At 45.9% G+C, this 23,096-nt stretch carries 16 protein-coding genes; 9 read left to right on the top strand and 7 right to left on the bottom strand.

All coding sequences use genetic code 11. The annotated features are described in order from the left end of the window. Positions 1–16 precede the first annotated feature (16 nt). Positions 17–781 (bottom strand): electron transfer flavoprotein subunit beta/FixA family protein, encoded by a 765-nt coding sequence (locus NQ117_RS15400; protein ID WP_258278913.1) that lies wholly within the window; start codon positions 779–781, stop codon positions 17–19. A 305-nt stretch (positions 782–1,086) separates the two neighbouring features. Here NQ117_RS15400 and NQ117_RS15405 point away from each other — a divergent pair, with 305 nt between their 5' ends. The 3 genes from NQ117_RS15405 to NQ117_RS15415 all read left to right on the top strand — a co-directional run bounded on the left by NQ117_RS15405 (position 1,087) and on the right by NQ117_RS15415 (position 4,971). Next, entirely contained in the window at positions 1,087–2,277 is a 1,191-nt protein-coding gene (locus NQ117_RS15405; RefSeq protein WP_258278914.1) for an acetyl-CoA C-acyltransferase, read from the top strand. 56 nt (positions 2,278–2,333) lie between these two features. After that, a complete protein-coding gene (locus NQ117_RS15410) occupies positions 2,334–4,109 on the top strand; it encodes an acyl-CoA dehydrogenase family protein (RefSeq protein ID WP_258278915.1) in 1,776 nt (591 codons plus the stop codon). Between the two features lie 208 nt (positions 4,110–4,317). After that, complete coding sequence (locus tag NQ117_RS15415) at positions 4,318–4,971, top strand: DUF2306 domain-containing protein (protein ID WP_258278916.1); 654 nt, start codon at positions 4,318–4,320, stop codon at positions 4,969–4,971. Between the two features lie 192 nt (positions 4,972–5,163). On the opposite strand, the gene NQ117_RS15420 is transcribed toward NQ117_RS15415, so the two are convergent. The 4 genes from NQ117_RS15420 to NQ117_RS15435 form a co-directional block, all read right to left on the bottom strand. Continuing rightward, a complete protein-coding gene (locus NQ117_RS15420; protein ID WP_258278917.1) occupies positions 5,164–6,879 on the bottom strand; it encodes an ABC transporter ATP-binding protein in 1,716 nt (571 codons plus the stop codon). A 291-nt stretch (positions 6,880–7,170) separates the two neighbouring features. After that, a complete protein-coding gene (locus NQ117_RS15425) occupies positions 7,171–8,202 on the bottom strand; it encodes a ribonucleotide-diphosphate reductase subunit beta (protein ID WP_258279060.1) in 1,032 nt (343 codons plus the stop codon). A gap of 231 nt (positions 8,203–8,433) precedes the next feature. Then, positions 8,434–10,791 carry a ribonucleoside-diphosphate reductase subunit alpha gene (locus NQ117_RS15430; protein ID WP_258278918.1) on the bottom strand — a complete coding sequence of 786 codons (2,358 nt, stop codon included), beginning with the start codon at positions 10,789–10,791 and terminating at the stop codon, positions 8,434–8,436. A 1,090-nt stretch (positions 10,792–11,881) separates the two neighbouring features. Beyond that, positions 11,882–12,778, bottom strand: a complete 897-nt coding sequence (locus NQ117_RS15435; RefSeq protein WP_258278919.1) for a manganese catalase family protein — start codon at positions 12,776–12,778, stop codon at positions 11,882–11,884. Positions 12,779–13,027: 249 nt separating this feature from the next. Here NQ117_RS15435 and NQ117_RS15440 point away from each other — a divergent pair, with 249 nt between their 5' ends. The 4 genes from NQ117_RS15440 (at position 13,028) to NQ117_RS15455 (ending at position 17,543) form a co-directional block, all read left to right on the top strand. Further along, a complete protein-coding gene (locus tag NQ117_RS15440; RefSeq protein WP_258278920.1) occupies positions 13,028–13,729 on the top strand; it encodes a response regulator transcription factor in 702 nt (233 codons plus the stop codon). Beyond that, complete coding sequence (locus tag NQ117_RS15445; protein ID WP_258278921.1) at positions 13,726–14,709, top strand: sensor histidine kinase; 984 nt, start codon at positions 13,726–13,728, stop codon at positions 14,707–14,709. The genes NQ117_RS15440 and NQ117_RS15445 overlap by 4 nt, the downstream gene beginning before the upstream one ends. Before the next feature lie 184 nt (positions 14,710–14,893). After that, positions 14,894–15,664, top strand: a complete 771-nt coding sequence (locus NQ117_RS15450) for an ABC transporter ATP-binding protein (RefSeq protein ID WP_258279061.1) — start codon at positions 14,894–14,896, stop codon at positions 15,662–15,664. Beyond that, a complete protein-coding gene (locus NQ117_RS15455) occupies positions 15,639–17,543 on the top strand; it encodes an ABC transporter permease (protein WP_258278922.1) in 1,905 nt (634 codons plus the stop codon). Before NQ117_RS15450 ends, NQ117_RS15455 begins: the two co-directional genes overlap by 26 nt. A gap of 132 nt (positions 17,544–17,675) precedes the next feature. On the opposite strand, the gene namA is transcribed toward NQ117_RS15455, so the two are convergent. Next, complete coding sequence (namA, locus tag NQ117_RS15460) at positions 17,676–18,686, bottom strand: NADPH dehydrogenase NamA (RefSeq protein ID WP_258278923.1); 1,011 nt, start codon at positions 18,684–18,686, stop codon at positions 17,676–17,678. Between the two features lie 237 nt (positions 18,687–18,923). Beyond that, positions 18,924–19,853, bottom strand: coding sequence for an alpha/beta hydrolase (locus NQ117_RS15465; RefSeq protein WP_258278924.1), 930 nt, complete (start codon positions 19,851–19,853; stop codon positions 18,924–18,926). 162 nt (positions 19,854–20,015) lie between these two features. On the opposite strand from NQ117_RS15465, the gene NQ117_RS15470 reads away from it, so the two are divergent. Both NQ117_RS15470 and ggt read left to right on the top strand, forming a co-directional pair. Then, positions 20,016–20,918, top strand: coding sequence for a PhzF family phenazine biosynthesis isomerase (locus NQ117_RS15470; protein ID WP_258278925.1), 903 nt, complete (start codon positions 20,016–20,018; stop codon positions 20,916–20,918). 369 nt (positions 20,919–21,287) lie between these two features. Continuing rightward, positions 21,288–22,976, top strand: a complete 1,689-nt coding sequence (gene ggt, locus NQ117_RS15475) for a gamma-glutamyltransferase (protein WP_258279062.1) — start codon at positions 21,288–21,290, stop codon at positions 22,974–22,976. Positions 22,977–23,096 lie beyond the last annotated feature (120 nt).

Raw genomic sequence — 23,096 nt, forward strand, 5'->3', positions numbered from 1 at the left:
CAACGCCTCCTTATCGTTAAGTGAACAGCTTGGCTTCCGTTTGCAGCAGTCCAATAAGCTGCTGGGATTGCTCCACTGGAGTACCTGACAATCGTTTACCTGCCTGACGTGGCGGAGGAGTGGATACCCTGACTCGCGCGGTGAGTGGCTGGATGGTGGGCGAGTCGCAGTCCGAAAGCGATAGCTGCTGCAAAGGCTTGCGCTTTGCTTTCATGATGCCTTGCAGCGAAGGATAGCGCGGCTCGTTCAGCCCTTGTTGAGCGGTAAATAGAGCAGGCAAGGCTGCTGTAAGCTGCTCGGTATCGCCTTCTGCATCACGCTCAATTTCAGCTTGCCCGCCTTGGATGACAAGTTTCGTAATCGAACCAACATGAGGGATGCTTAACAACTTGGCGAGTCGAATCGCAACCTGCCCACTTCCGTTATCGACGGAGAAATTGCCGCCAAGAATAAGGTCGAATGCTTGCTTGCTTACGTACGCATGAAGAATTTGTGCGACAGCATGTTCATCGAGCACGGCTCCTTCATCGCTAATAAGAACGGCTTCATCTGCGCCCATTGCCAATGCGGTGCGCAGTGCCTCAGTGGCTCGTTCAGGGCCTATTGCAATGACTGTTACTTTCCCACCGTGCTCGTCACGTAGCTGAATAGCTTGTTCTACCGCATATTCATCATAGGGGTTGAGCACGAACTTAACGCCATCTTCCGAGATCGATCCCTGATCGATAACAATCTTTTCTTCGGTATCGAAAGTCTGTTTCGCCAACACGATAATGTTCATCGCAGATACCACTCCTTTCATGGCTTTCATTCGCTAACCATAGCAAGCAATTTTACTATTAAACGCGTCCTTCGTTATATATATGGCTTAACCTCAGATCCTATTTCTTTGTGTATACGGAACAGAGAGGGGAGAATATCCTTCTTTTGCTTAAAATATATATCAATCATACTGCCGGAAATAGATGCCTTCTTAGCGATATGAGTCCCATTAATTACAATTTTCAATATTACGATAAATGAATATTCACTCATGATTGGAGGCTTAATGAAGCGCCATTTTATTGCATGAGGAGAGAGACCACCATGAGAGAAGCTGTTATCGTTTCTATCGTGCGTACCCCTATTGGGAAAGCGAAGCGCGGTAGCTTTGCTCATACGCGTGCTGAAGATCTGGGGCGAGTTGTCATCGAAGAGGCCATTCGACGCGTCCCTGGCTTGAGCAAAAGTGAGATCGAGGATGTCATTATCGGTTGTGCGATGCCAGAAGGCGAACAGGGCTTGAACTTCGCCCGTATCATATCCCTTTTTGCGGGCTTGCCGGAAACAGTTCCTGCCGTAACGATTAATCGTTTCTGTTCTTCTGGCTTGCAGTCAATTGCTTATGCTGCCGAGCGCATTATGCTAGGGCTGGCTGATGTTATTGTAGCGGGCGGCGTAGAGAGCATGAGCCATGTGCCCATGACAGGCTTCAAGCTCGCGCCGCATCCGCGGCTGATGGCGAAGATGCCCGAAGTTTACATGGGCGTGGGCCATACGGCGGAACGCGTTGCGGAGCGATATGGCATTAGCCGCGAAGATCAGGACAGCTTCGCCGTGAGCAGTCATCGCAAAGCAGCTGCTGCCCTTGCCACAGGCAAGTTCCGCGAGGAAACGGTCGCTGTAGCGACTACAGTAAAGGGAGTCGGGACGAACGGTCGACCTTGGGAGCGTGCGGTGACGGTGGAAGTGGATGAAGGTGTACGTGCTGATACAACGCCAGAAGGATTAGCGAAGCTTAAGCCGTCCTTTCAACTAGGGGGCACAGTAACGGCTGGGAATGCTTCGCAGATGAGCGATGGCGCGGCTGCGGCTGTTGTGATGAGTCGCCAAAAATCGGAAGCGCTAGGCTTGAAGCCGATGGCGGCTTTTCGCTCTTTTGCTCTTGCAGGTGTAGCACCAGAAATTATGGGTGTTGGCCCGATTGAAGCTATACCGAAGGCACTCAAGCAGGCCGGTATTACGAAGGAACAGGTTGCTTTGTATGAATTGAACGAAGCATTTGCCTCTCAATGCTTGGCCGTAATTCGCGATTTAGAGCTGGATGAGAGTCTCGTAAATGTGAACGGGGGCGCGATTGCATTAGGGCATCCGCTTGGCTGCACAGGAACGAAGCTGACAGCCACATTGATCCATGAGCTGCACCGTCGTGGCGGTGGCTATGGTGTCGTATCGATGTGCATAGGCGGCGGTATGGGGGCTGCGGGCGTGTTTGAGGTGTTTGGCGCTGAACGATAAGGTTTGATGACATTTATACTAGCAGGCTATTTTTTGCGTGGAAGGGGCGTTGGGATATGACGAAGACGAAAATTGTAGGAGGCAGCTTTGTCATTGAGGATGTGGGAGCAGACGCAATCGTAACACCGGAAGATTTTACAGCTGAGCAGCGGATGATACAGGATACAGCAAGAGAATATGTAGCGACAGAAGTTATTCCGCATGATGAAGAACTAGAGAAGCAGGATTATGCACTGACAGTGAAGCTGATGCGCAAGGCAGGGGAGGTAGGTTTGCTTAGTGCAGATATTCCTGAACTGTATGGCGGACTCGGACTTGATAAGGTCAGCTCCACAATCATTAGCGAAACGTTGTCACCAGCTTCCTCCTTCGCTTTATCGATTGGGGCACATGTTGGAATAGGTACGCTGCCAATTGTATTTTTCGGCACATCTGAACAGAAGCAAAAGTACTTGCCCAACTTAGCGACAGGCGAAAAGATTGCAGCTTATTGCCTCACCGAACCTGCCTCAGGATCGGATGCCTTGGGGGCGAAGACGACAGCGAAGTTGTCTGAGGATGGCCAACACTACATTCTTAACGGCTCGAAAATCTATATTACGAATGCGGGCTTTGCAGATATTTTCATCGTGTATGCCAAAGTAGACGGCAAAGACTTCACGGCCTTTATTGTGGAGCGGGATATGGAAGGCTTTACGGTAGGTCCTGAGGAAAAGAAGATGGGGATTAAGGGTTCCTCGACACGCCCGCTGTACTTTGAGGATGTGAAGGTTCCCGTCGATCATGTGTTAGGTGAGATTGGGCGCGGCCATTTGATCGCGTTTAATATTTTGAACATCGGACGCTTCAAGCTGGCAGCAGGTTGTCTTGGTGCTCAAAAAGAGGCAATTGCATTAAGTTCTCGTTATGCAAATGAGCGTAAACAGTTTGGACGCGCGATCTCCTCATTCCCGCTTGTCGCTGGCAAGCTGGCAGATATGAATATTCAGACGTACGTATCAGAAAGTATGGTTTACCGCACATCAGGCCTTATCGATGAACGCCTAAAGGACGTTAATGACCAAGATGCCGACTCTGGTGCGCAGGCTGCGAAAGCAATTGCGGAATATGCGCTCGAATGCTCGATTAACAAAGTATTTGTCACCGAGGCGCTTGATTTTGTGGCAGATGAAGGGGTACAAATTCATGGCGGCTACGGCTATGTGCAGGAATATAAAATTGAGCGTATTTATCGCGATTCACGGATTAATCGTATTTTCGAAGGAACAAATGAGATCAATAGGCTACTTATCCCGGGTACGCTGTTGAAGCGCGCGATGAAAGGTGAGCTGCCGCTAATCGCGAAAGTCCAAGAGCTGCAAGGAGAGCTAATCTCGCTTATGCCTGGGCAAACCTTTGAGGGAACGTTGGAGCAGGAGTCGCATTTGGTAGCAGCTGCGAAAAAAGTGTTCTTAACAGTTGGAGGATTGGCCGTACAGAAATATGGGACTTCCTTGGAGAAGGAACAAGAGGTGCTCAGTTACTTGGCAGATTTGATGATCCAAATTTATGCCATCGAGAGCACGCTGCTGCGTACCCGCAAGCGGATTGGTAAGGTAGGGGAAGAGAAGGCGAAGGCTGCGATTCAGATGACCGAAGTGTTTATTCATGAGGCATTTGCTAAGATCGAGCATATTGCCAAAGAAACGGCAGCTGCCATGGAGAGCGGAGATACGTTGCGGACGCACCTATCGATATTGAAGAAGCTCGTACGCCGCACACCGATTAACGCAGTTGGCTTGAAGCGGGAGATTGCCGCACGTGTGATCCAAGCGGAGGGTTATATTATTTAATAGCATCTGAACCACTAGATGAGATGACTGCATTTACATGCTTTACTATTCATCTAATCAACTTCAGGCGCTTAGACTGGACTTTTGGCGGGTCAAACAACTAGCTGCGGCATGTTAGACTATCTCTATCCAAAACGCTGCGTCAGAACGAACATCTCAGACCTCTTACACCGAAACGAAGCGTTAAGCAGATAAGGATGTGGGGCATATGAGAAAGTCAACTTGGCCGTTAGTGATCGTTGCTGTCTTTGCAATAGTCATTTCGGTGATGGCGTGGAATCAGTATATTTTTACTCCAGATGCGTTGGGGGAGAATGGCGACGGATTAATAGGGGTAAAGCAAGGTGAAGCAACTACGTTTACTGCTCAGTGGACAGGGATGCTATATGTTCATATCGTAAGCAGTGTAATTGCGTTAGTTATCGGAGCCTATCAATGGTTTCCGCGGTGGAGAAAGAAGTTTCGTGGGGCTCATCGGACATTAGGAATGTTGTATGGCATTGGTGTGCTGTTTGGTGGGATTAGCGGACTGTATTTGGCTGTATATGCGACAGGCGGCTGGATTGCCCAAATGGGGTTTGGTGTACTTGCCGTGCTGTGGTTGTACACGGCGTACTATGGAGTGCGTGAAGGAATTGAAGGGAATTACCGTGAACATCGCAAGTGGATGCTGCGCAATTATGCGCTAACGTTTGCTGCGGTAACCTTACGGTTGATGATATTATTATCCGTTTCTTTGTTTGGCGGAGAGAACTTCTTGGTTTATTACGTTATCATTTCTTGGATGTGCTGGGTGCCTAATTTGTTCGTGGCAGAGTGGCTCATCCGCAGGAGTGGACGTATTCAACGCAAGACGGCCTAATAGATGATCAGATAAACGAAAGGAGCAGTGTCCGTGACAGGACGCTGCTCCTTTGTTCGTTGGTCTCATTACCTTATGTTACTGTCACCTAAGTAATTGCTTAACTATCCGATTCGATGTTGGTCAACAGCTCACGAATGAAGAATCAATAACTGGCAGCTACAGTTCCGAGTTATATGCGGCTAGCGAATGCTAAGAACTAAACTGCGCATGATGCAGACGGCTGTAAATCCCACCTGCGGTTACAAGCTCATCATGCTTGCCTTGCTCTGAAATGCCTTCCTCTGTCACGACGACGATGCGATCTGCATTCTTGATCGTAGCCAATCTGTGAGCGATGACGAGTGTCGTACGTCCAACAGACAGTTCCGCTAAAGACTGCTGAATTGCTTGCTCCGTCTCTGTATCAAGAGCAGAAGTTGCTTCATCTAGAATGAGGATCGGCGGATTTTTCAAGAACATGCGCGCTATCGCCAAGCGCTGCTTCTGACCACCAGAGAGCTTCACGCCGCGTTCACCAACGACAGTCAGCAAGCCATCTGGCTGTGAACGGATAAAGTCGTCCAATCTTGCACGACGAGCAGCCTCCAAAATTTCCTCATCGGTTGCACCAAGCTTGCCGTACTCAATATTTTCCCGGATTGTTCCTGCGAATAAGAACACATCCTGCTGCACGATACCGATCTGACGGCGTAAGCTTGTGAGTGTCATGTCTCGAATATCAATGTTATCAATCGTGATGCCGCCCTCATTTCGCTCGTAGAAGCGGGGGAGTAGGCTGCACAGTGTTGTCTTACCAGCGCCTGATGGACCGACAAACGCAATTGTTTCACCTGCGTGAATCGTCAAGTTAATCTGGTTAAGCACATTGGCATGTCCTTCGTAACCGAATGTAACGTTCTCGTAGCGAATATTTCCATTCAGATGTGTAACTTCAATCGCATCGGGTACGTCTGCTACATCTGGCTCTGTATCGATAATTTCGAGATATCGTTTGAAGCCGGCAATACCTTTAGGATAGCTTTCGATAACAGCGTTAATTTTCTCAATTGGTCTAAAGAACACGTTCGTAAGTAACAGGAAACCAACGAACTCACCGATTGTGATCTTACCTTGAATGACGAACCATGTTCCTGATATTAGTACAAATAGATTCCCTAATCGCATAAGTAGATAGCTGGTCGAAATATTGAAGCCCATTATTTTGTAGGCCATCAGCTTCGCTTCACGGAAACGCATATTGTTGACGGAAAATTGCTTCTTCTCATGCTCTTCGTTCGCAAACGCTTGAACAACGCGGATACCGCCAACACTATCTTCCACGCGTGCGTTGAAATCTGCGATATCGGAGAACATACGGTCAGCCGCTACAGTCATGCGCTTGTTGCAAACCACGACCAGCCATGCCATAAATGGCACGATAATGAAAGTCATCAAGGCCAACTGTACATTCATATACAGCATAATCGTAAAGGAGCCGATCAAGGTCATGATCGCGATGAAAATATCTTCGGGACCGTGATGCGCCACCTCACCAATTTCGAACAAATCATTCGTCATACGAGACATCGTATGACCGGTCTTGTTATTGTCAAAGTAACGGAAAGATAGCTTTTGAATATGATCAAACAGCTTTTTCCTCATGTCCGTTTCGATGTTGATGCCAAGCTTATGTCCCCAATACGTTACCACATAGTTGAGTCCTGTATTGATGATATACATGATGAGCAGCCCGAAGCATGCCCATGTGATCCATGTCCAGTTATTGCTTGGAAGTAGAACATCTACGACTCTATTAACAACGAGCGGGAAGCCCAACTCCAAAAGAGCAGCGATCACAGCACAGGAAAAGTCGAGTATAAACAAACCGCGATAAGGGCGGTAGTACGAGAAAAATCGTTTTAACATGGAATTGCATTTCACTCCTTTTTCTGTTGAAGACTATGTCTTTAGCTAATCACTAATCAGTAATTCATTCCTGTATTATTGGTGGCTGAGTGAAGGTAAGGGAAGTGAATAGGCTGCTGGGCAAGAAGTTAAAGATGACCAATTGATAATCGTTATCAATGGTAGCATCAATTGTATAGGATGTCTACAAATCTCATGAATATTAATGAGGTGTTACTTAAAAAAAAGAGCAGCGCCACCAATGTGACCCTGCTCTTTCTGGATGTAATAGATAAACAATATGATTACAGCTTACAGCTCGTCGAACCCATTGTCGTCGCCAGCTTTTGCATACGTGCGGGACTTCGCTTCGAAGAAGTCAGTCTTCGTTGCGTTCAATGCATCGTCAGAGAACGGCTTAATCCAAGGCATGCAGTTCACGTCTACGCCTTCATAGGCTTTGTCCATACCCATGAGCGCAAGGCGACGGTTCGCGATATGCTTGATGTAGTCAGACAGCTCACGAAGGTCAATACCGCTAATATTTTTAAGCGTGTAATGTGCCCAGTTTGTTTCCAACTGTACTGCACGCTCGATTGTATCATATACATATTTGCGGTTTGCTTCTGTATCCAGCTCTGGGAAGTCGCGCATCAACTGCTTGAACACTTCACCGAAGAAGTAGCAGTGCTGATTCTCGTCACGTTGAATGTAAGAGATCATTTGACTCGTACCCATCATCTTCTGATCGCGTGCCAAGTTGTAGAAGAAGGCAAATGTCGAGTAGAAGAAGATACCTTCTAGAATCAAGTCCGCAACTAATGATTGGAAGAACGTTTGCGGAGTTGGGTTGTTACGGAAAGACTGATAAATATCAGCGATAAAGCGATTGCGCTCAAGCAATACTTCATCATGCTTCCAGTACTCAAAAATTTCTTTCTGTTCTTGTTCCGAAACGATAGAAGAAAGAACATAGGAGTACGATTGGTTATGAACCACTTCTTGCTGTGCGATAATTGCAGAAATCGCTTCAAGTGAAGAGTCTGTAAAGTACTGCTTCACGTCACCAACGTACATCGTCTGCATGGAGTCTAGAACAGCAAGCAGGGAGATGTTAATTTTAAATGCACGTCGCTCTTCTTCAGACAATAGAGCAAATTGCTGCGCATCTTTGTTCATCGGAATCTCGTCTGCGATCCAATGGTTCAGCAGCAATACTTTGTAAAGCTTGTACATATGCGGCATGCGAATATCGTCCCAGTTCAAAATACCGGAACATTCACCCATAATAATACGGGTGGATTGGTTAGGTGCGGATGTGTTAAAGATCGACTGACGCTTCAAATCTTGTTCTAACAAGCTCATGAAGGAGCACGTCCTTTCTGCATAACAATAATGATAGATGAAATTAGTAGCTTATATCCTAAAGTTTCGACATCGATTCGAAACTATTTTGTCCAAAGGAAGGGCACAAGAGGAAGGCGGTAGCCAGTAACTCGTTGTGCCCTATTATCATATATACATGTTCGTTTAAAAGCGTGAGTACTAATTATGGAGCTCTAGAGCCCTAATGAATTAAGAGCTGCAAGATTCACATTCTTCAACCGTCAATGCTTGGCTGCGCACATAGTACGTAGACTTCATGCCATCGCGCCATGCGTGTAGGTGAAGCTCAAGGAATTCAACTGCACGGATGTCAGGACGAACGTACAAGTTGAAGCTTTGGCCTTGATCGATATGGCGCTGACGAGCAGCTGCCATACGGATAGACGCATGTTGGTCAAGACGGAACGCTGTCTTGTAGAACCACATTGTCTTGTCGGACAAGTCTGGAGCCGGATTCGCAATCTTGTAAGTTGTTTTCTCTTCGTAGCTCAACAATTCATATACAGGGTCAATACTTGCTGTGGAACCTGCAATAATGGACGTAGAGCCGTTTGGTGCTACTGCCATCAACCAGCCATTGCGCATACCGTTCTCACGAACTTCTGCCGCCAACTGCTGCCATTGTTCCGTCGTAATGAATTCACCAACACGAGTGCCTGTTGTGTATTCACGATCTTCGAAGTAGCGGCCATTTTCCCACTCAGAACCAGGGAAGAGCTCGTACGTTCCTTTTTCCTTCGCCAATTCCATGCTGGAGCGGATCGCCAAGAAGTTAATGCGCTCGTACAGATTGTCATTGAACGTAACTGCTTTGTCGGATTCCCAAGCGATTCCTTCAAGCGCAAGCAAGTGATGCAAACCGAATGTTCCGAGACCGATTGCACGGTAGCGGCGGTTCGTGTGCTGTGCTTGCAATACTTCAATATTGTTAATGTCGATAACGTTGTCGAGCATACGAACTTGAATGGGCACAAGGCGATCCAATACGTCAGCACGTACCGCACGAGCCAAGTGAATGGAGTTCAAGTTACATACAACAAAGTCACCAGGTGTTTTTGTAATCACGATGCGTGTTTGTCCGTCTTTTGTTACAAGCTCTTCGTGCTCAACAACGGTAGCGGACATGTTTTGGAAAATTTCTGTACACAAGTTTGAGCTGTAAATCATACCGTGACCTTTGTTCGGGTTCGCACGGTTTGCAGCATCTTTGTAGAACATGTATGGTGTACCTGTCTCAAGCTGAGACTTCAATACACGCTTCATAATATCGATAGCTGGCAAAGTAATACGGGACAGTTGGATGTTAGCTACTGCCTCAGCATATTTCTCACGGAATGTGCCTTCGCCGAACTTCTCATCATAGAAGTCTTCCAAGCCAAGCGGTCGACCATTCGCATCTGTCCAACCCATTACTTTCTTAATTTCGTGCGGGCAGAACAGGTGCCAGTCCTCACGATTCTCTACAGCTTCCATGAATAAATCTGGAATCGAGATGCCATGGAAAATATCATGCGCACGCATGCGCTCATCCCCGTTGTTCAACTTCAAGTCGAGGAAGGACAAAATATCTTTATGGTATACATCTAAGTACACAGCGATTGCGCCTTTACGTGTACCCAGTTGGTCAACGCTGACAGCTGTATTGTTCAGCTGGCGAATCCATGGGATAACGCCGGAGCTTGTATTTTTATGACCGCGAATATCGGAACCGCGAGCACGCACTTTGCCCAAGTAAACGCCGATACCGCCGCCCATTTTGCTAAGGCGAGCAACGTCTGTATTGGAATCGAAAATACCTTCCAAGGAATCGTCGATCGTATCGATGAAGCAGCTGGAAAGCTGACCAGCAACTTTCTTGCCGGCATTCGCCATCGTTGGCGTTGCAGCTGTCATGTACAAGTTACTCATTGCCCAGTAAGCTTCTTTAGCAAGCTCTACACGGCGCTCCGCAGGCTCTTGATGCATCAAGTACATTGCGATAACCATGTAGCGTTCTTGTGGAAGCTCCATCGTACGAGCATCGAAGTCAGTAGCCAAATAACGCTCACGAAGCGTCAGAAGGCCGATATAGTCGAACAATTCGTCACATATAGGCTCTATCGAAGCACCAAGATCACGAATTTCTTCTGGCGTGTATGCATCAAGCAACTCTTGACGGTACACACCGATTTCGACGAGGCGTTTGATCAATTTATAGAAATCGCCATATGGCTTGTCAGGATACGCTTTGTAGTTGCGATGTACAGCTGCTTCTTTATACAGCTTCGTCAATAGGGAACGCGCAGCGACGAACTTCCAGTCCGGCTCCTCACGAGATACGAGCTCCAGTGCAGACATAATGCCAGCTTGTGTAATTTCCGCAGCTTGTACACTTGAAGAGCGAAGCTTCGTCAGTACACTGCGGTGCCAGCGCTCAATCTCAAGATGCGGGTAATCCTCCATAATGCGTTCGCCGTATACACGAATACGATTGGCATCGAAGGCAAGTGAACGATTGTTTGGTTTAAGTACCGTCTGCACGGTATGAGCAGTATTGGTTGAATACATAGGTTGTTCCTCCTCCACATAAATCCGTACTATCCTGCATCATGTACATCCATATCATAAGCTGTCATTTCGCTAATCCATCTGTAGTAGTAGGCATTAGGCAGGAGACAGCGTTCTAACCGTCCGTCATGAGTCATAAGGAAGCCTCTTTGCTGCATGCACGTGACTGTCGGATCGTTCCGAACAGATGTCAGCCGCAAAGAGGCGTACTATTGTTATAAATTGCGCATACTGAATGTACCCTTATTCTCTAAAGGGCAGTGATAATTATTAACGTTGACTTGGTTTTGGCTGTCCATAACAGACAGCTTGTCTAAGTCTCACGTGACCTTGGCAAGGTTTATCTTTTAGTTAAAATCGAGCACGTTGAATGCCCTGCGAGGTCGACGAGATGGTTCATTCATATCAGTAATCAAGTTGTTAATATACTACATGAAATAAGGGGAAGTAAATAGGACTGAGTGACATTAATCATACCATAATGGGCTAAACCTTTGGTGCCATTGGCTTTAATTCGAGAGAAATTTTTTTTGGAAATGATGAGCTTGACGATGGGTCATTTTGAGTGATGAAATTTGAACAACTCGATGCTCACTTTTCTGTATGTTTATTACTAATATGCCCCCTCGCCAGTAGATCTAGTTTATTACAACGCATATAGAATTCTCCCGAACTATAAAATAAGAAAATAGAGCCTCTCAAAATCATCACTAGTTAGCGATCAACTAACGATCAGGCGAACAGTGACTAGCGACATTTGAAAGGCTCTTACTATGCTAGGGAAGCACTGGATTAGAAATTAGCGACAATTATGCAGTTATTTCATCTGTAAATAGGCTGTTTTAGGCTATTTACGACAAAAATACATTTATTTTGGTGTCCTTGACCATTTCAGCTGCCTAATTGAGAAAAATAACTGCACATTTGTCCGTTTTTATAGTCAAATGATGTTTTCTCATTAAAATAACTGCATTTTTGTCCATAGCATTATGATATATGCACGTTAGTGGTAGATCTCGTGAATACCAAACCAATACCACTTCGTGAATATCACACGGTTCCGTTCCAACTAATTTTTTTTGAATGACAATTACAATCCCGCGTTCTTTTGCAGACGGCGGACGATGGCCATAAAGTCTTCCTTGGAGATGCCAGGGGCAAATTCTTCAGGAAGGTCATCCAAGTCAGGAATCGGATGGCCTTCGGGTGTTCCTTGCTTCACTTCCAGCGGTTTGCCGTCACCCGGATGTTTGCCGCTCCAAATGAGCCCGATGTCCTTATAGTCATTGTCACTCCACGTATACAGGATGTGGCCAAGCCCCTGATCCTCAAATTTGCGGGCTGTCTCAAATGCGCGATTGTCCAGGTTCGGGATCGGCAGCATCTTGGTAACATCGACCCCTGTTGCAATTTCCAATGCCTTCGAGTAGGCAAGAACATGGGTGCCGCCACGAACGAGAAGATATCCAATCATGGCACGGGCAGTAGGGTGGTCTGTCATTTCATATACCCTCATCTTATGAGTGCGAGCGCCGCATTCGAGGAAGAAGTTATGCAGTAGATCAAGCACAAGATTGCCACTGTTAAATACGTAGTCTCCCGCCCATGGCCGGCCCATTGAATCCCCAACGACGGTCGTTTGAGCATTCGCGATAAAGTGATACGTGTTGCGGGCATTCACGCCCACATGCAGCGGTGTTTTATTAGGATTACCCGGCTTGGTGCTGCCTGAAAGCACAATGTTGATTGCATTGGAGACAAGTTCAACATGCCCGAACTCTTCTGCTGTGATGCTGGCAACGATATCATAGAAAGGCTTTAATTTTCGTTTCTGCCGGAAGTTGAACGACTGAAACATATAATTGTTTAAAGTAGACATCTCACCGAACCGTCCGCCCAGCAATTCCTGTACAGCGGCAGCCGCATTCGGGTCCCCTTCTTTTAAGACAGGCAAATCTATTGCCAGTCGATTGATTCGTTTAAACATCTGAAGACCTCCTTTATCAGGGAGCGAATCTGTTTAGCCCGACATCGACAGCGTCTCTTCATTTCACTTCACATCAAGCTGCCTATTTTTATTGCACAAGCTCATAAAGTTCATCATCATCCATTGTTCTAGACCTATGCCGACGACAGAATGTCTTATGTCTGCAACCTACAAAGCGTCTCGTTTGACCTCGATATGAGGGTCTTTTACAATAGTGACAAGATCCGGATCCATAAAGGGGAATGACGTGTGTACAAAATAATGATCGTTGAAGATGATCCGAAAATAGCAGAACTATTAGCCTCTCATATTGAGAAATATGGGTATGACAGTATCGTTGTTCAAGATTTTGCTTCTGTTCAAGACGAGTTTCAACGCATTCAGCCTCATGTTGTGGTGATGGACGTCAATTTGCCCAGCTATGATGGATATTACTGGTGTAGGCAAATTCGCATGGTATCCACTTGTCCAATCTTGTTCTTATCGGCGCGCAGCGGTGAAATGGATCAAGTGTTGGCACTAGAGAGTGGCGCGGATGATTATATTACGAAACCTTTTTCACGAGAAATTGTGATGGCCAAGATTCGCAGTCAAATTCGGCGTGTATACGGCGACTACGCAATTAAGGAGCGTACGGTAGAAAAGTACGGCATGATGCTGTATCCAGAACGGCTGGAGCTTCATCTCAAGGATCATATGGTCTCGTTGACCAAGAAGGAAGCTGTCCTCACCGAGACACTGCTCGAAGCTTGTCCGCGTATCGTGAAGCGAGATACGATTTTGGACAAGCTATGGGACGATGAAAGCTATATCGATGACAATACGTTGAGCGTCAACATTACCCGTTTACGGAAGAAGCTATTGGATCTCGGTGTGGAAGATGCACTCGAGACGGTGCGCGGAGTAGGCTATCGTTTAAATCAAACATGGTCTAGTGAAGGTGAGTCATGAGACTGTTCATTCGTGAACATATCCCACTGATAGGCTTTACGATTATTCAATTATTCCTCGTGCTGCTCGTTGTATGGTTTGATGGTTACAAGCAAATAGGGACAGCATTGTACGCGATGTTTCTTGGAGTTTTTGTACTGTTGGGATATTTGATATACCGATATGTGACCCATCGGAAGCTGTATGAACGGCTTTCTCGACCGCTCGCTTCCATTCATGATGGAGGGATAACAGCCGATACACCGCTAGGACACGCAGTAGACACCCTATTGGAGACACAATATGGCTATTATCAACAGCAGCTCAAGACGTGGGAGCGTAAGCAGCAGGACCATCTTACCTTTATGAACCAATGGGTTCATCAGATGAAGACCCCACTGTCTGTTATCGAACTCATCATCCAAGATGGTGAGGATATCGATTTGACAAGCATCTCGGAAGAAACGGATCGACTTCGGCAAGGGCTTGAAATGGTTCTTTATATGTCTCGGCTGGAGACATTCGCTCAAGATTTTCATGTGGATCGGGTATCGTTGCATGCAGTTGTCAAAGATGCCATTCAGGACAATAAGGGATTTTTCATTCGCAGCTATGTGTATCCGGAGAATTTAGTTCCGAACGAGCTGTTGGTGGAGACCGATGTGAAGTGGCTGCGTTTCGTTATTCATCAGCTGCTATCTAATGCCATTAAATATTCAGCAGGTAGCCGAGAAAAGGTAACCATATCGGCGTATGCGCAGGATCGTTCTGTCATTTTGGAAGTGAAGGATCGTGGTGCAGGCATACCTAAGCAGGATTTATCTCGCGTATTTAGAGCGTTTTATACGGGGGAGAATGGGAGAGTATATCGGGAATCGACAGGGATGGGGTTGTATCTCGTTAAAGAAGTTATTGATAATCTCCATCACCACATTTCCCTTGAATCGACGGTTGGAGTCGGCACGACCGTTCGCATTGAATTTCCACATGCATTGTCATAGCTGATCATAGGAAGAACACAAGAACGGGGCTGTTCCATCATTCCTCGTTCTTTTTTTATGGCGTGCAGCACATACAGGTGCGAACATAACCTTACAATGTTGTTAGCTTGGTGAAAGATGGAAAGGTAGGAGGAGGCGCAGAGGTGGTCTATACTAAGTGCATCTAAGAAAAGGAGACGGAATGATGGAAATCGTAAACGTTCGTGACCTTTGTAAAATATATAAAGAAAAAGTAGCGTATGAGGCCTTGACCAATATTGATTTAACGATTGCCAAGGGAGAGTTTGTTGGTATTATGGGACCTTCCGGAAGCGGCAAAACAACACTGCTTAATATTATTTCAACGGTCGATGCGCCCACTTCTGGCGAAGTTAAAATCAACGGACAATACCCGCATGATTTGTATCCTGAACAGCTAGCTTCTTTCCGCCGTAAGGAATTAGGCTTCGTGTTTCAGTCGTTCAACTTGTTGAACACACTTACAGTAGAAGAAAATATACTGCTGCCCCTCACGCTTGAAGGGATATCTCTTAAAGAAATGGATATCAAAGTGAAAGCGATAGCGCAAAAGCTCGGCATATCCGAAATTTTGCATAAGCGCACGTACGAAATATCTGGCGGTCAAGCACAGCGAACCGCGATTGCTCGCGCACTCATACACAACCCGAAGCTTGTGCTGGCTGATGAGCCAACAGGCAATCTGGACTCAAAGGCAGCTCGCGATGTCATGGAATTGATGGCTCATTTGAACCGAACAGAACAGACGACGATGATGTTGGTGACGCATGATGCAATGGCAGCCAGCTACTGCAACCGTGTCGTTTTTATCAAGGATGGCAAATTCCACAATGAGATTGAATGCGGCGAGAGCCGGGAGGAGTTCTACCAGAAAATCATTCATGTCCTATCGCTGTTGGGAGGGTATCGACATGACGTTTCGTCAATTCGCGTTTAGAAATATCATTCGGAATAAACGTGTCTATGTAGCGCATTTTTTGAGCAGTTCTTTTTCCGTTATGATTTTCTTCATTTATGCGCTGCTGCTGTTTCATCCTAATTTGCAAGGCGAGTTGGCCTCCACTAGCATTACCATTAGTCAATTCGGCATGATGGCTATGAAAGCATCGCAATATATTATTTTTACCTTTTCATTTTTCTTCTGTATGTATTCCGTCAGTGCATTTTTGAAGGCACGCAAGCGAGAGTTTGGTATTTTGATGGTGCAGGGGATGTCACCGAAGCAGCTTCATCAGCTTTTGTTTATGGAAAATATGATGATTGGTCTAGCTTCGATTATTGTTGGCATCTTAACGGGAGTTGTGTTGTCTAAACTCATTCTACTTGTTAGTGCCAGCGTGCTATTCATACGAAACGGGCTGCCCTTCTATATACCGTGGCAAGCCATTTCCTTAACAACAATGACGTTCATTGTCATGTTTTTGTTAGTCTCGCTGCTCACATCAAGGATGGTGAAAGCCAATCAGTTGATTGAGCTGATTCGATCAGCAGATAAGCCTAAGCCTGAGCCGAAGGCATCCGTGTGGTTAGCGTTGTTGTCAATTGTGCTCATCGTAGCAGGATATGCAACTGTGTTTTATTTTGCGCTGAAAGAACAATCTCCGTATATCCTTCTTACCTGTGTCATTCTTACGGTGGCGGGGACGTATTTCTTATTTACACAGCTGAGTGTGTATGTGATTCGTTTGTTACGCTCCAGGAGAGGGCTTCTGCTCCGCAAAACGAATCTACTAGTACTGTCGGAGCTGGGCTATCGGATGCGAGATAATGCCGTGATGTTCTTTATGGTTGCGGTTGTAACGGCTGCCTCCTTAACAGGTATCGGTACTTCTTTTGCCCTGCTCAATCCAGGTCTTGCTGCTATGGAGAAGCCGTACGCATTTACGTATAACTCCCTCGGGAATAATCCGTATGAAGAAGAGCATTGGAAGATGATAGAGGATGAGCTTGGGCGGGCGGGATTTGATTATGAGTCAGCTAAAATAGAAGTGACCCATACAAACAATGGAGAGGGTTTGCTTACGCTGTCTGACTATAACAGCTTGGCCGGGATGCTCGGATATCCACCAGAAACATTATCCGATCCGAATGAGGTTCTATTAGCCCCTACAACAGTATTTCAACAAACCCAGTTCAACAAGAAGGCAATGATACCAGAAACCGTGACGATAGCTGTTGGAGATTCAAAATATGATATGAGGGTGAAAACAGCAGGAGCGGCAATTGTAGACGCTTACGTGGAAATGGTTATCGTGGTGCCTGATGAGCTAGCGGAGCATGCAAATTTCGAATCATCAGAGCATATTAAATTTGTCGTTAAGGACTGGGAATATACACAAGAAGTAGCACGAAAGATCGAGGCTAACTTAGAGGGAAATCCCGATGCTTATGGAGATTTTTACTTTGAATCGCTGGTTACACACTGGCTTACTTCCAAACAGGAAAATGGCATTATTCTTATGGTAAGCGTACTTATTAGCATCGTATTCTTTACGTTCGCAGCCAGCTTCCTGTATTTCCGATTGTATACGGACCTTGAGCGAGATCGCCAGCATTACAACATGATTGCGAAAGTTGGATTGAGCCGGAAAGAAATGGGGCGAGTCGTCACCGTCCAATTCATGTTAATGTTCTTCCTGCCTTTCCTAGTCGCAGTTGTCCATAGTAGTGTCGCATTTATGGCCTTGCAGCAATTAGTGAGTTATTCCGTCTTACAGGCATCGATTTTTATTTTTATTTCCTTTGCTGCTGTTCAGTTCGCATACTTCATCGGAATTAGATGGCGCTATCTTCGTAATTTGACGCGTTCGATGTAGGTGCAATAAGAAATCCCCTTACGAATTGAGATCTTTGCTGCTTCAAGGAGTGGCGCATATCTCGCTTTCGTTAAGGGGATTTTTTTGTTTTATGAAAAGATAGGATGGTTCATCGCCAGTACTAGAACAAGGTTACCATCCACGCTTATAAGGCTGTGGTGGCTCCAGCTTGGCATCCAAGACTGCAGCAGCACGGCGCGGCCAATAAGGATCGCGCAGCAATTCGCGGCCTATGAACACTAGATCTGCACGATGATTACGCACAATGTCTTCTGCGTGAGTAGGCTCCGTTATAAGTCCAACCGCTCCCGTTAAGATGCCCGTCGATTGACGAATCATCGAAGCATAGTTGATTTGATAGCCAGGGTAGGCTTTGACTGGATACGGTACCGTTCCACCTGAGCTGCAGTCTACGACGTCTACGCCCTGTGACTTCATGCGGCGTGCATAGTCTGTATAGGTCTCAATGGAATTGCCGTTTTCCGCATATTCATTTGCTGATATACGAACGAATAAAGGTTTATCCCACACATGACGGACGCTATCGATGATTTCTTCCAAGAAACGATAGCGGTTGTCGCTGTTTCCACCGTATTGATCTCTTCGCTCATTTGCGAGTGGAGACAAAAATTCATTGATAAGATAGCCATGAGCCGCATGAAGCTCCACGACATCAAAGCCTGCTTGTTCTGCGCGCTGCGCTGCATCCGAGAACGCTTTGATTGCTTTGCGAATTTCTTCTTGCGACATTTCCTTAGGTACTTGATAGTCGCTATTAAATGCAATGGCCGAAGGAGCTACGGTATCAGGCACTTCCGCTTTGCGGCCCGCATGAGCGAGCTGAATGCCGATTTTCATCCCATGTGCATGCACCATATCTGCGAGTCGACGCAAGCCTTCAATATGCTCATCGCTCCATATGCCTAAGTCGCGAGTACTAATTCGCCCATTCGGCTGAACAGCTGTAGCTTCCACAATAATAAGGCCCACTTGTCCGACTGCACGTGATGCATAGTGGACCAGATGCCAATCGTTTACTTTTCCGTCTTCGGTTTCACATGCGTACATACACATAGGCGACATGACAATCCGGTTTGGCAATGTGACATTACGAATCGTTAACGGTTCGAATAAATGAGGCATATCATTCCCTCCACCCTACTAGATCCATCGTTAATCTATCTTATTTCTAGTTATTTTGATATGTAGACACACATACATTATACCTGTTCATAAGAGTACTTACCAATCACATACAGTAGGCGGACATAAGGATATTTTTCTAACACGCAGAAGCTAGTTTAGAGAAAATAGCTTCTGCGTGTGTTCACGTTATAAAGGATTACGCTATGAAGGATTTAGAATGTGTTGCGTATATTTTTACGATAACACTTGGTTAAACCATTGAATGACATCTGCCGTAACTTCATCACGATTCGTATCATTGAGCAGCTCGTGTCTTCCTTCTTTGTACGTAATCATTTTCACGGATCGCGAGCCCGTTTGCTGTAATAACTTCTCTAGATGAGGTACACCTTTGCCGAACTTGCTCACTGGATCCATATCGCCAGCAATAAGTAGAATAGGAAGATCGTTTGGTATGCGTGCAAGTTGTTCTGGGCGGTGAATCCGGCGCAGCATCCGGAACATCTCTTCGTAGAAGCCTACACTGCAAATGAAGCCGCAGTAAGGGTCTTCCACATATTTGCGCACTTCATCTTTATCACGGGACAACCAGTCGAACGAAGTTTCGCTCGGCTGGAAGCGACGATTAAATCCGCCAAAAGCCAAGTTGTTAATCATATTGCTATGATACGTACGCCCACGCATTTTTCCAATCCACATTGCGAGTGCGATGCCTGCTCCCAGCTCAGGTCCACGAGGGCCATTACTGCCGCACAGTACAGCACCTTTCAAGCGTTGCCCGTACTCCGCAAGGTAGTCCGTAGATAAAAATGAACCCATGCTATGTCCAAATAGCAGCAAAGGCAGTTGTGGATGAGCCGTTTCAATATGTCTGCTCAAAAGATCCATGTCCTGCACCATATGTCTCATATCGTTCGCTTCCAGATGGCCCAGCAGTTCATTGCTAACAGATGTTTGACCGTGACCGCGATGGTCGTTGGCGTAGACGATATACCCGTGTTCGGTCAAGGAGCGAGCGAATCTTTCATAGCGCGATCCTGTCTCAGTCATGCCATGCGCAATTTGTACAACGGCGCGCACAGGCTTGCTCTCATCAGGCGACCATTGACTTATATGCAATGCAAGTCCGTCGTGTGCTTGCAGGGTGAAGGTGCGATGCTGCATCGTAGTTGTTCAACTCCTAAATGAAGTGTTTTTATGGTGAGATCGTACTTTATATTGTAACTTGAAAATAGATGAAGTGCAGTGAAGCATTGCTCCTATTCATTTCTTTCCCACTAAAAATGAAACATAAGCTATGAATGATAAATAAAGGAGATGATCGTTATGGATATTGTTGAGCCAGTAACTATTTATCACTATGATGCATTTTCGAATATAGCAGGCAAAGGCAATCCGGCAGGTGTAGTTCTTGATGCTGACCAATTAACGGCTGAGCACATGCAGTGTATTGCGCGGGATGTAGGCTTCAACGAGACCGTCTTCGTTTGTCCATCCAAGATTGCGGACCTCCGTCTCGTTTATTATACGCCAGGCCATGAGATGAATTTGTGTGGACACGCTACTATAGCAGCATTAACCTGCCTTCTCGATGAGAAAAGAATAGTTGGGCGCACTGCTGTGACGATTGAGACGAAAGCAGGTGTATTACCGATTCATATCGAGCAGGGCGAGCAAGGTGAATGGCATATTACGATGAGGCAAGATGAGCCTCAATTTGTGCCCTACACGGGAAACCGCGGACAGTTGGCATCGCTAATTGGATTGTCCGAGGGGGAGCTGCATCCTGATTTGCCCATTGTTTATGGAAGTACAGGGATATGGACATTGCTCGTTCCCATTACGAAGCGAAAAAGTTTTGGCGATATGGTACCAGATTCTAAGGCATTTCCTAATTATCTATTACAAAATCCCAAAGCGTCTATTCATCCGTTTTGCCTAGAAACGGTAGATCCGACAGCGTTCATGTACGCTCGACATTTTTCTTCACCCTATTCAGGTACGATTGAAGATGCTGTGACGGGAACGGCATCGGGAGTAATGGGAGCTTATTATTTGACTTATATGGAGCCAATCCTGATGCAAGCTTCATTTCATGTTGAGCAAGGCTATGAACTTGGGAGAGAAGGCAAGGTAAGCGTACGTGTACAGCGGCTTGAAGAGGGGCCATTAGAAGTGAATATTTCGGGTATAGCAGCCTTTGTTAGAAAGTGGGATTGGCAGCGTTAGAAAAAAATATGAAATTTTGTTCCACAATATTGAAAAATGGTTCATCGCTACCGATATAGTATTTGATGGTATAAATAGGCATATGTGATCAGATGCCTAAATGATAATTTTATAAGGAAAACACCAATTTTGGTGATGTCGAATATTGATGGGAAATGTTAGATAGGATATAATTACTAGGCTATATGATTATATGATCATAGATATAGCTATTTTCATAGTTAAAAAGTTGTGTATATGCACACTTTTTACTAGAAGTACTATTCGTCCCATTGAAGGGAGGCATAGGGGAGAGGGGCAAGGTTGTACATCATTACATCATGAATCAGGGGGAATAACATGCGTACTCAATTTAAAAAGTGGGCAATTATGCTGATGGCAACGGTTATGTGCTTCTCTATGTTGTCAACAACGGCTGGTGCTGCTAACCGTCCGACGACGATGGCACCAAATGGTATCGTAACAACACCTCATTATTTGGCTTCTGCAGCAGCTTTGGAGGTTCTTGAAGAAGGCGGTAACGCGGTTGATGCGGCTATTGCTGCTCAAGCAACTTTGGCAGTTGTATATCCACAATACACAAGTATGGGTGGAGATGCTTTCTGGCTTATCTACAACGCTGAGAGCAAAGAGCTCAAAGCATTAAATGCAAGTGGCCGTTCTGGCGAGAAAACAACAATTGATTTCTATAAAAATAAAGGCTATAACAAAATTCCTTCCCGCGGATACTTGGCGGCCAACACAGTTCCAGGTACCGTTTCTGGATGGGGTGCAGCATATGAATATGCAGAAGACACGATGGACCTGTCCATGGATTGGGATGATTTGCTGAAGCGTGCGATTCATTACGCAGAAAAGGGCTATCCTGTTACTCCGAACCAAGAAAGATGGACAAAAACAGCTATGAATCCTGATAATAAAGAGCTGTTTGACTTGGGTCGTTTCAAAACATTTACAGATATTTTCGTTAAGCCTAACGGTGAGCACTTTAAAGTAGGCGAAATGATGAAACAAAAGGACTTGGCGAAGACGTTGAAGCGAATTGCTGTTAACGGCGCTGATGAGTTCTACAAAGGTGAAACAGCGATGAAGATCGCTTCTGACATTCAAGCTAACGGCGGTTCCTTGACATACTATGATTTTAAGAACCACAAAGCAGATTGGGTTAAACCAATCTCTGTTGACTACCGTGGATACCAAGCTTATAACGTACCACCAAACTCTCAAGGTATGGCTTCCTTGTCTATCTTGAACATTTTGAACAACTTTGACCTGAAGAGCATGGGCGAAGGCACAGCTGACTACTATCACGTTATGGTTGAAGCAACAAAGCAAGCATTCGCTGACCGCGACAAATGGTTGACGGATCCAGACTTCGCTCAGATCCCAGTTGACGAGTTGTTGTCCAAAGAGCATGGTAAGAAATTGGCTGCACGTATCGATATGAACAAAGCAGCTGAGAACGTAAAACCTCTTGACCCTAAAGGTGACACAGTATGGTTGGGTATCGTCGATAAAGACGGTAACGCTGTATCCGTTATTCAGAGTCATTACTTTGACTGGGGTGCAGGTGTAGTTGCGAAAGACACAGGCGTATTGTTGCAAAACCGTGGTAGCTTCTTCTCCTTGGATCCAAACCATGTGAACGACTTGGAACCTAAGAAGCGTACATTCCACACGTTGAACCCTGCTATGTTGTTTAAAGATGGCAAGCCGTTCATGCTTTACGGTACGCAAGGTGGCGAGGGACAACCTCAAACACAAGCGGCACTTGTTACACGTTTCGTTGACTTCGGTATGACGGTTCAAGATGCGATTGAAGCACCAAGATGGCTGCATGGCCGTAACTGGGGAGAAACGGCTAACGGATTAAGAATGGAAGGTCGTATTCCTCAATCCGTTATGGATGAAATGATTCGCCGTGGTCATCCAGTGAAAAAGATTGACGACTACACAGACCAAGTTGGTCAATCCGGTATGGTAGTTATTGATCCAGTAACAAATGTGAAGTTTGCTGGTGCTGACCCACGTGGCGAAGGCGCAGCTGTAGGCTATTAATCATTTCTGTATAAGAAATGATGCGATAGAGTTTTAAAGGATTGTCAGGGCAGGGGGGAGAACAACCTGCCTTGACGATCTCTTGTTATGGTTTATGTGATTGAATGCACATAGTCCGAA

Source organism: Paenibacillus sp. SC116 (assembly GCF_024733555.1).
GTDB lineage: Bacteria > Bacillota > Bacilli > Paenibacillales > Paenibacillaceae > Paenibacillus_B.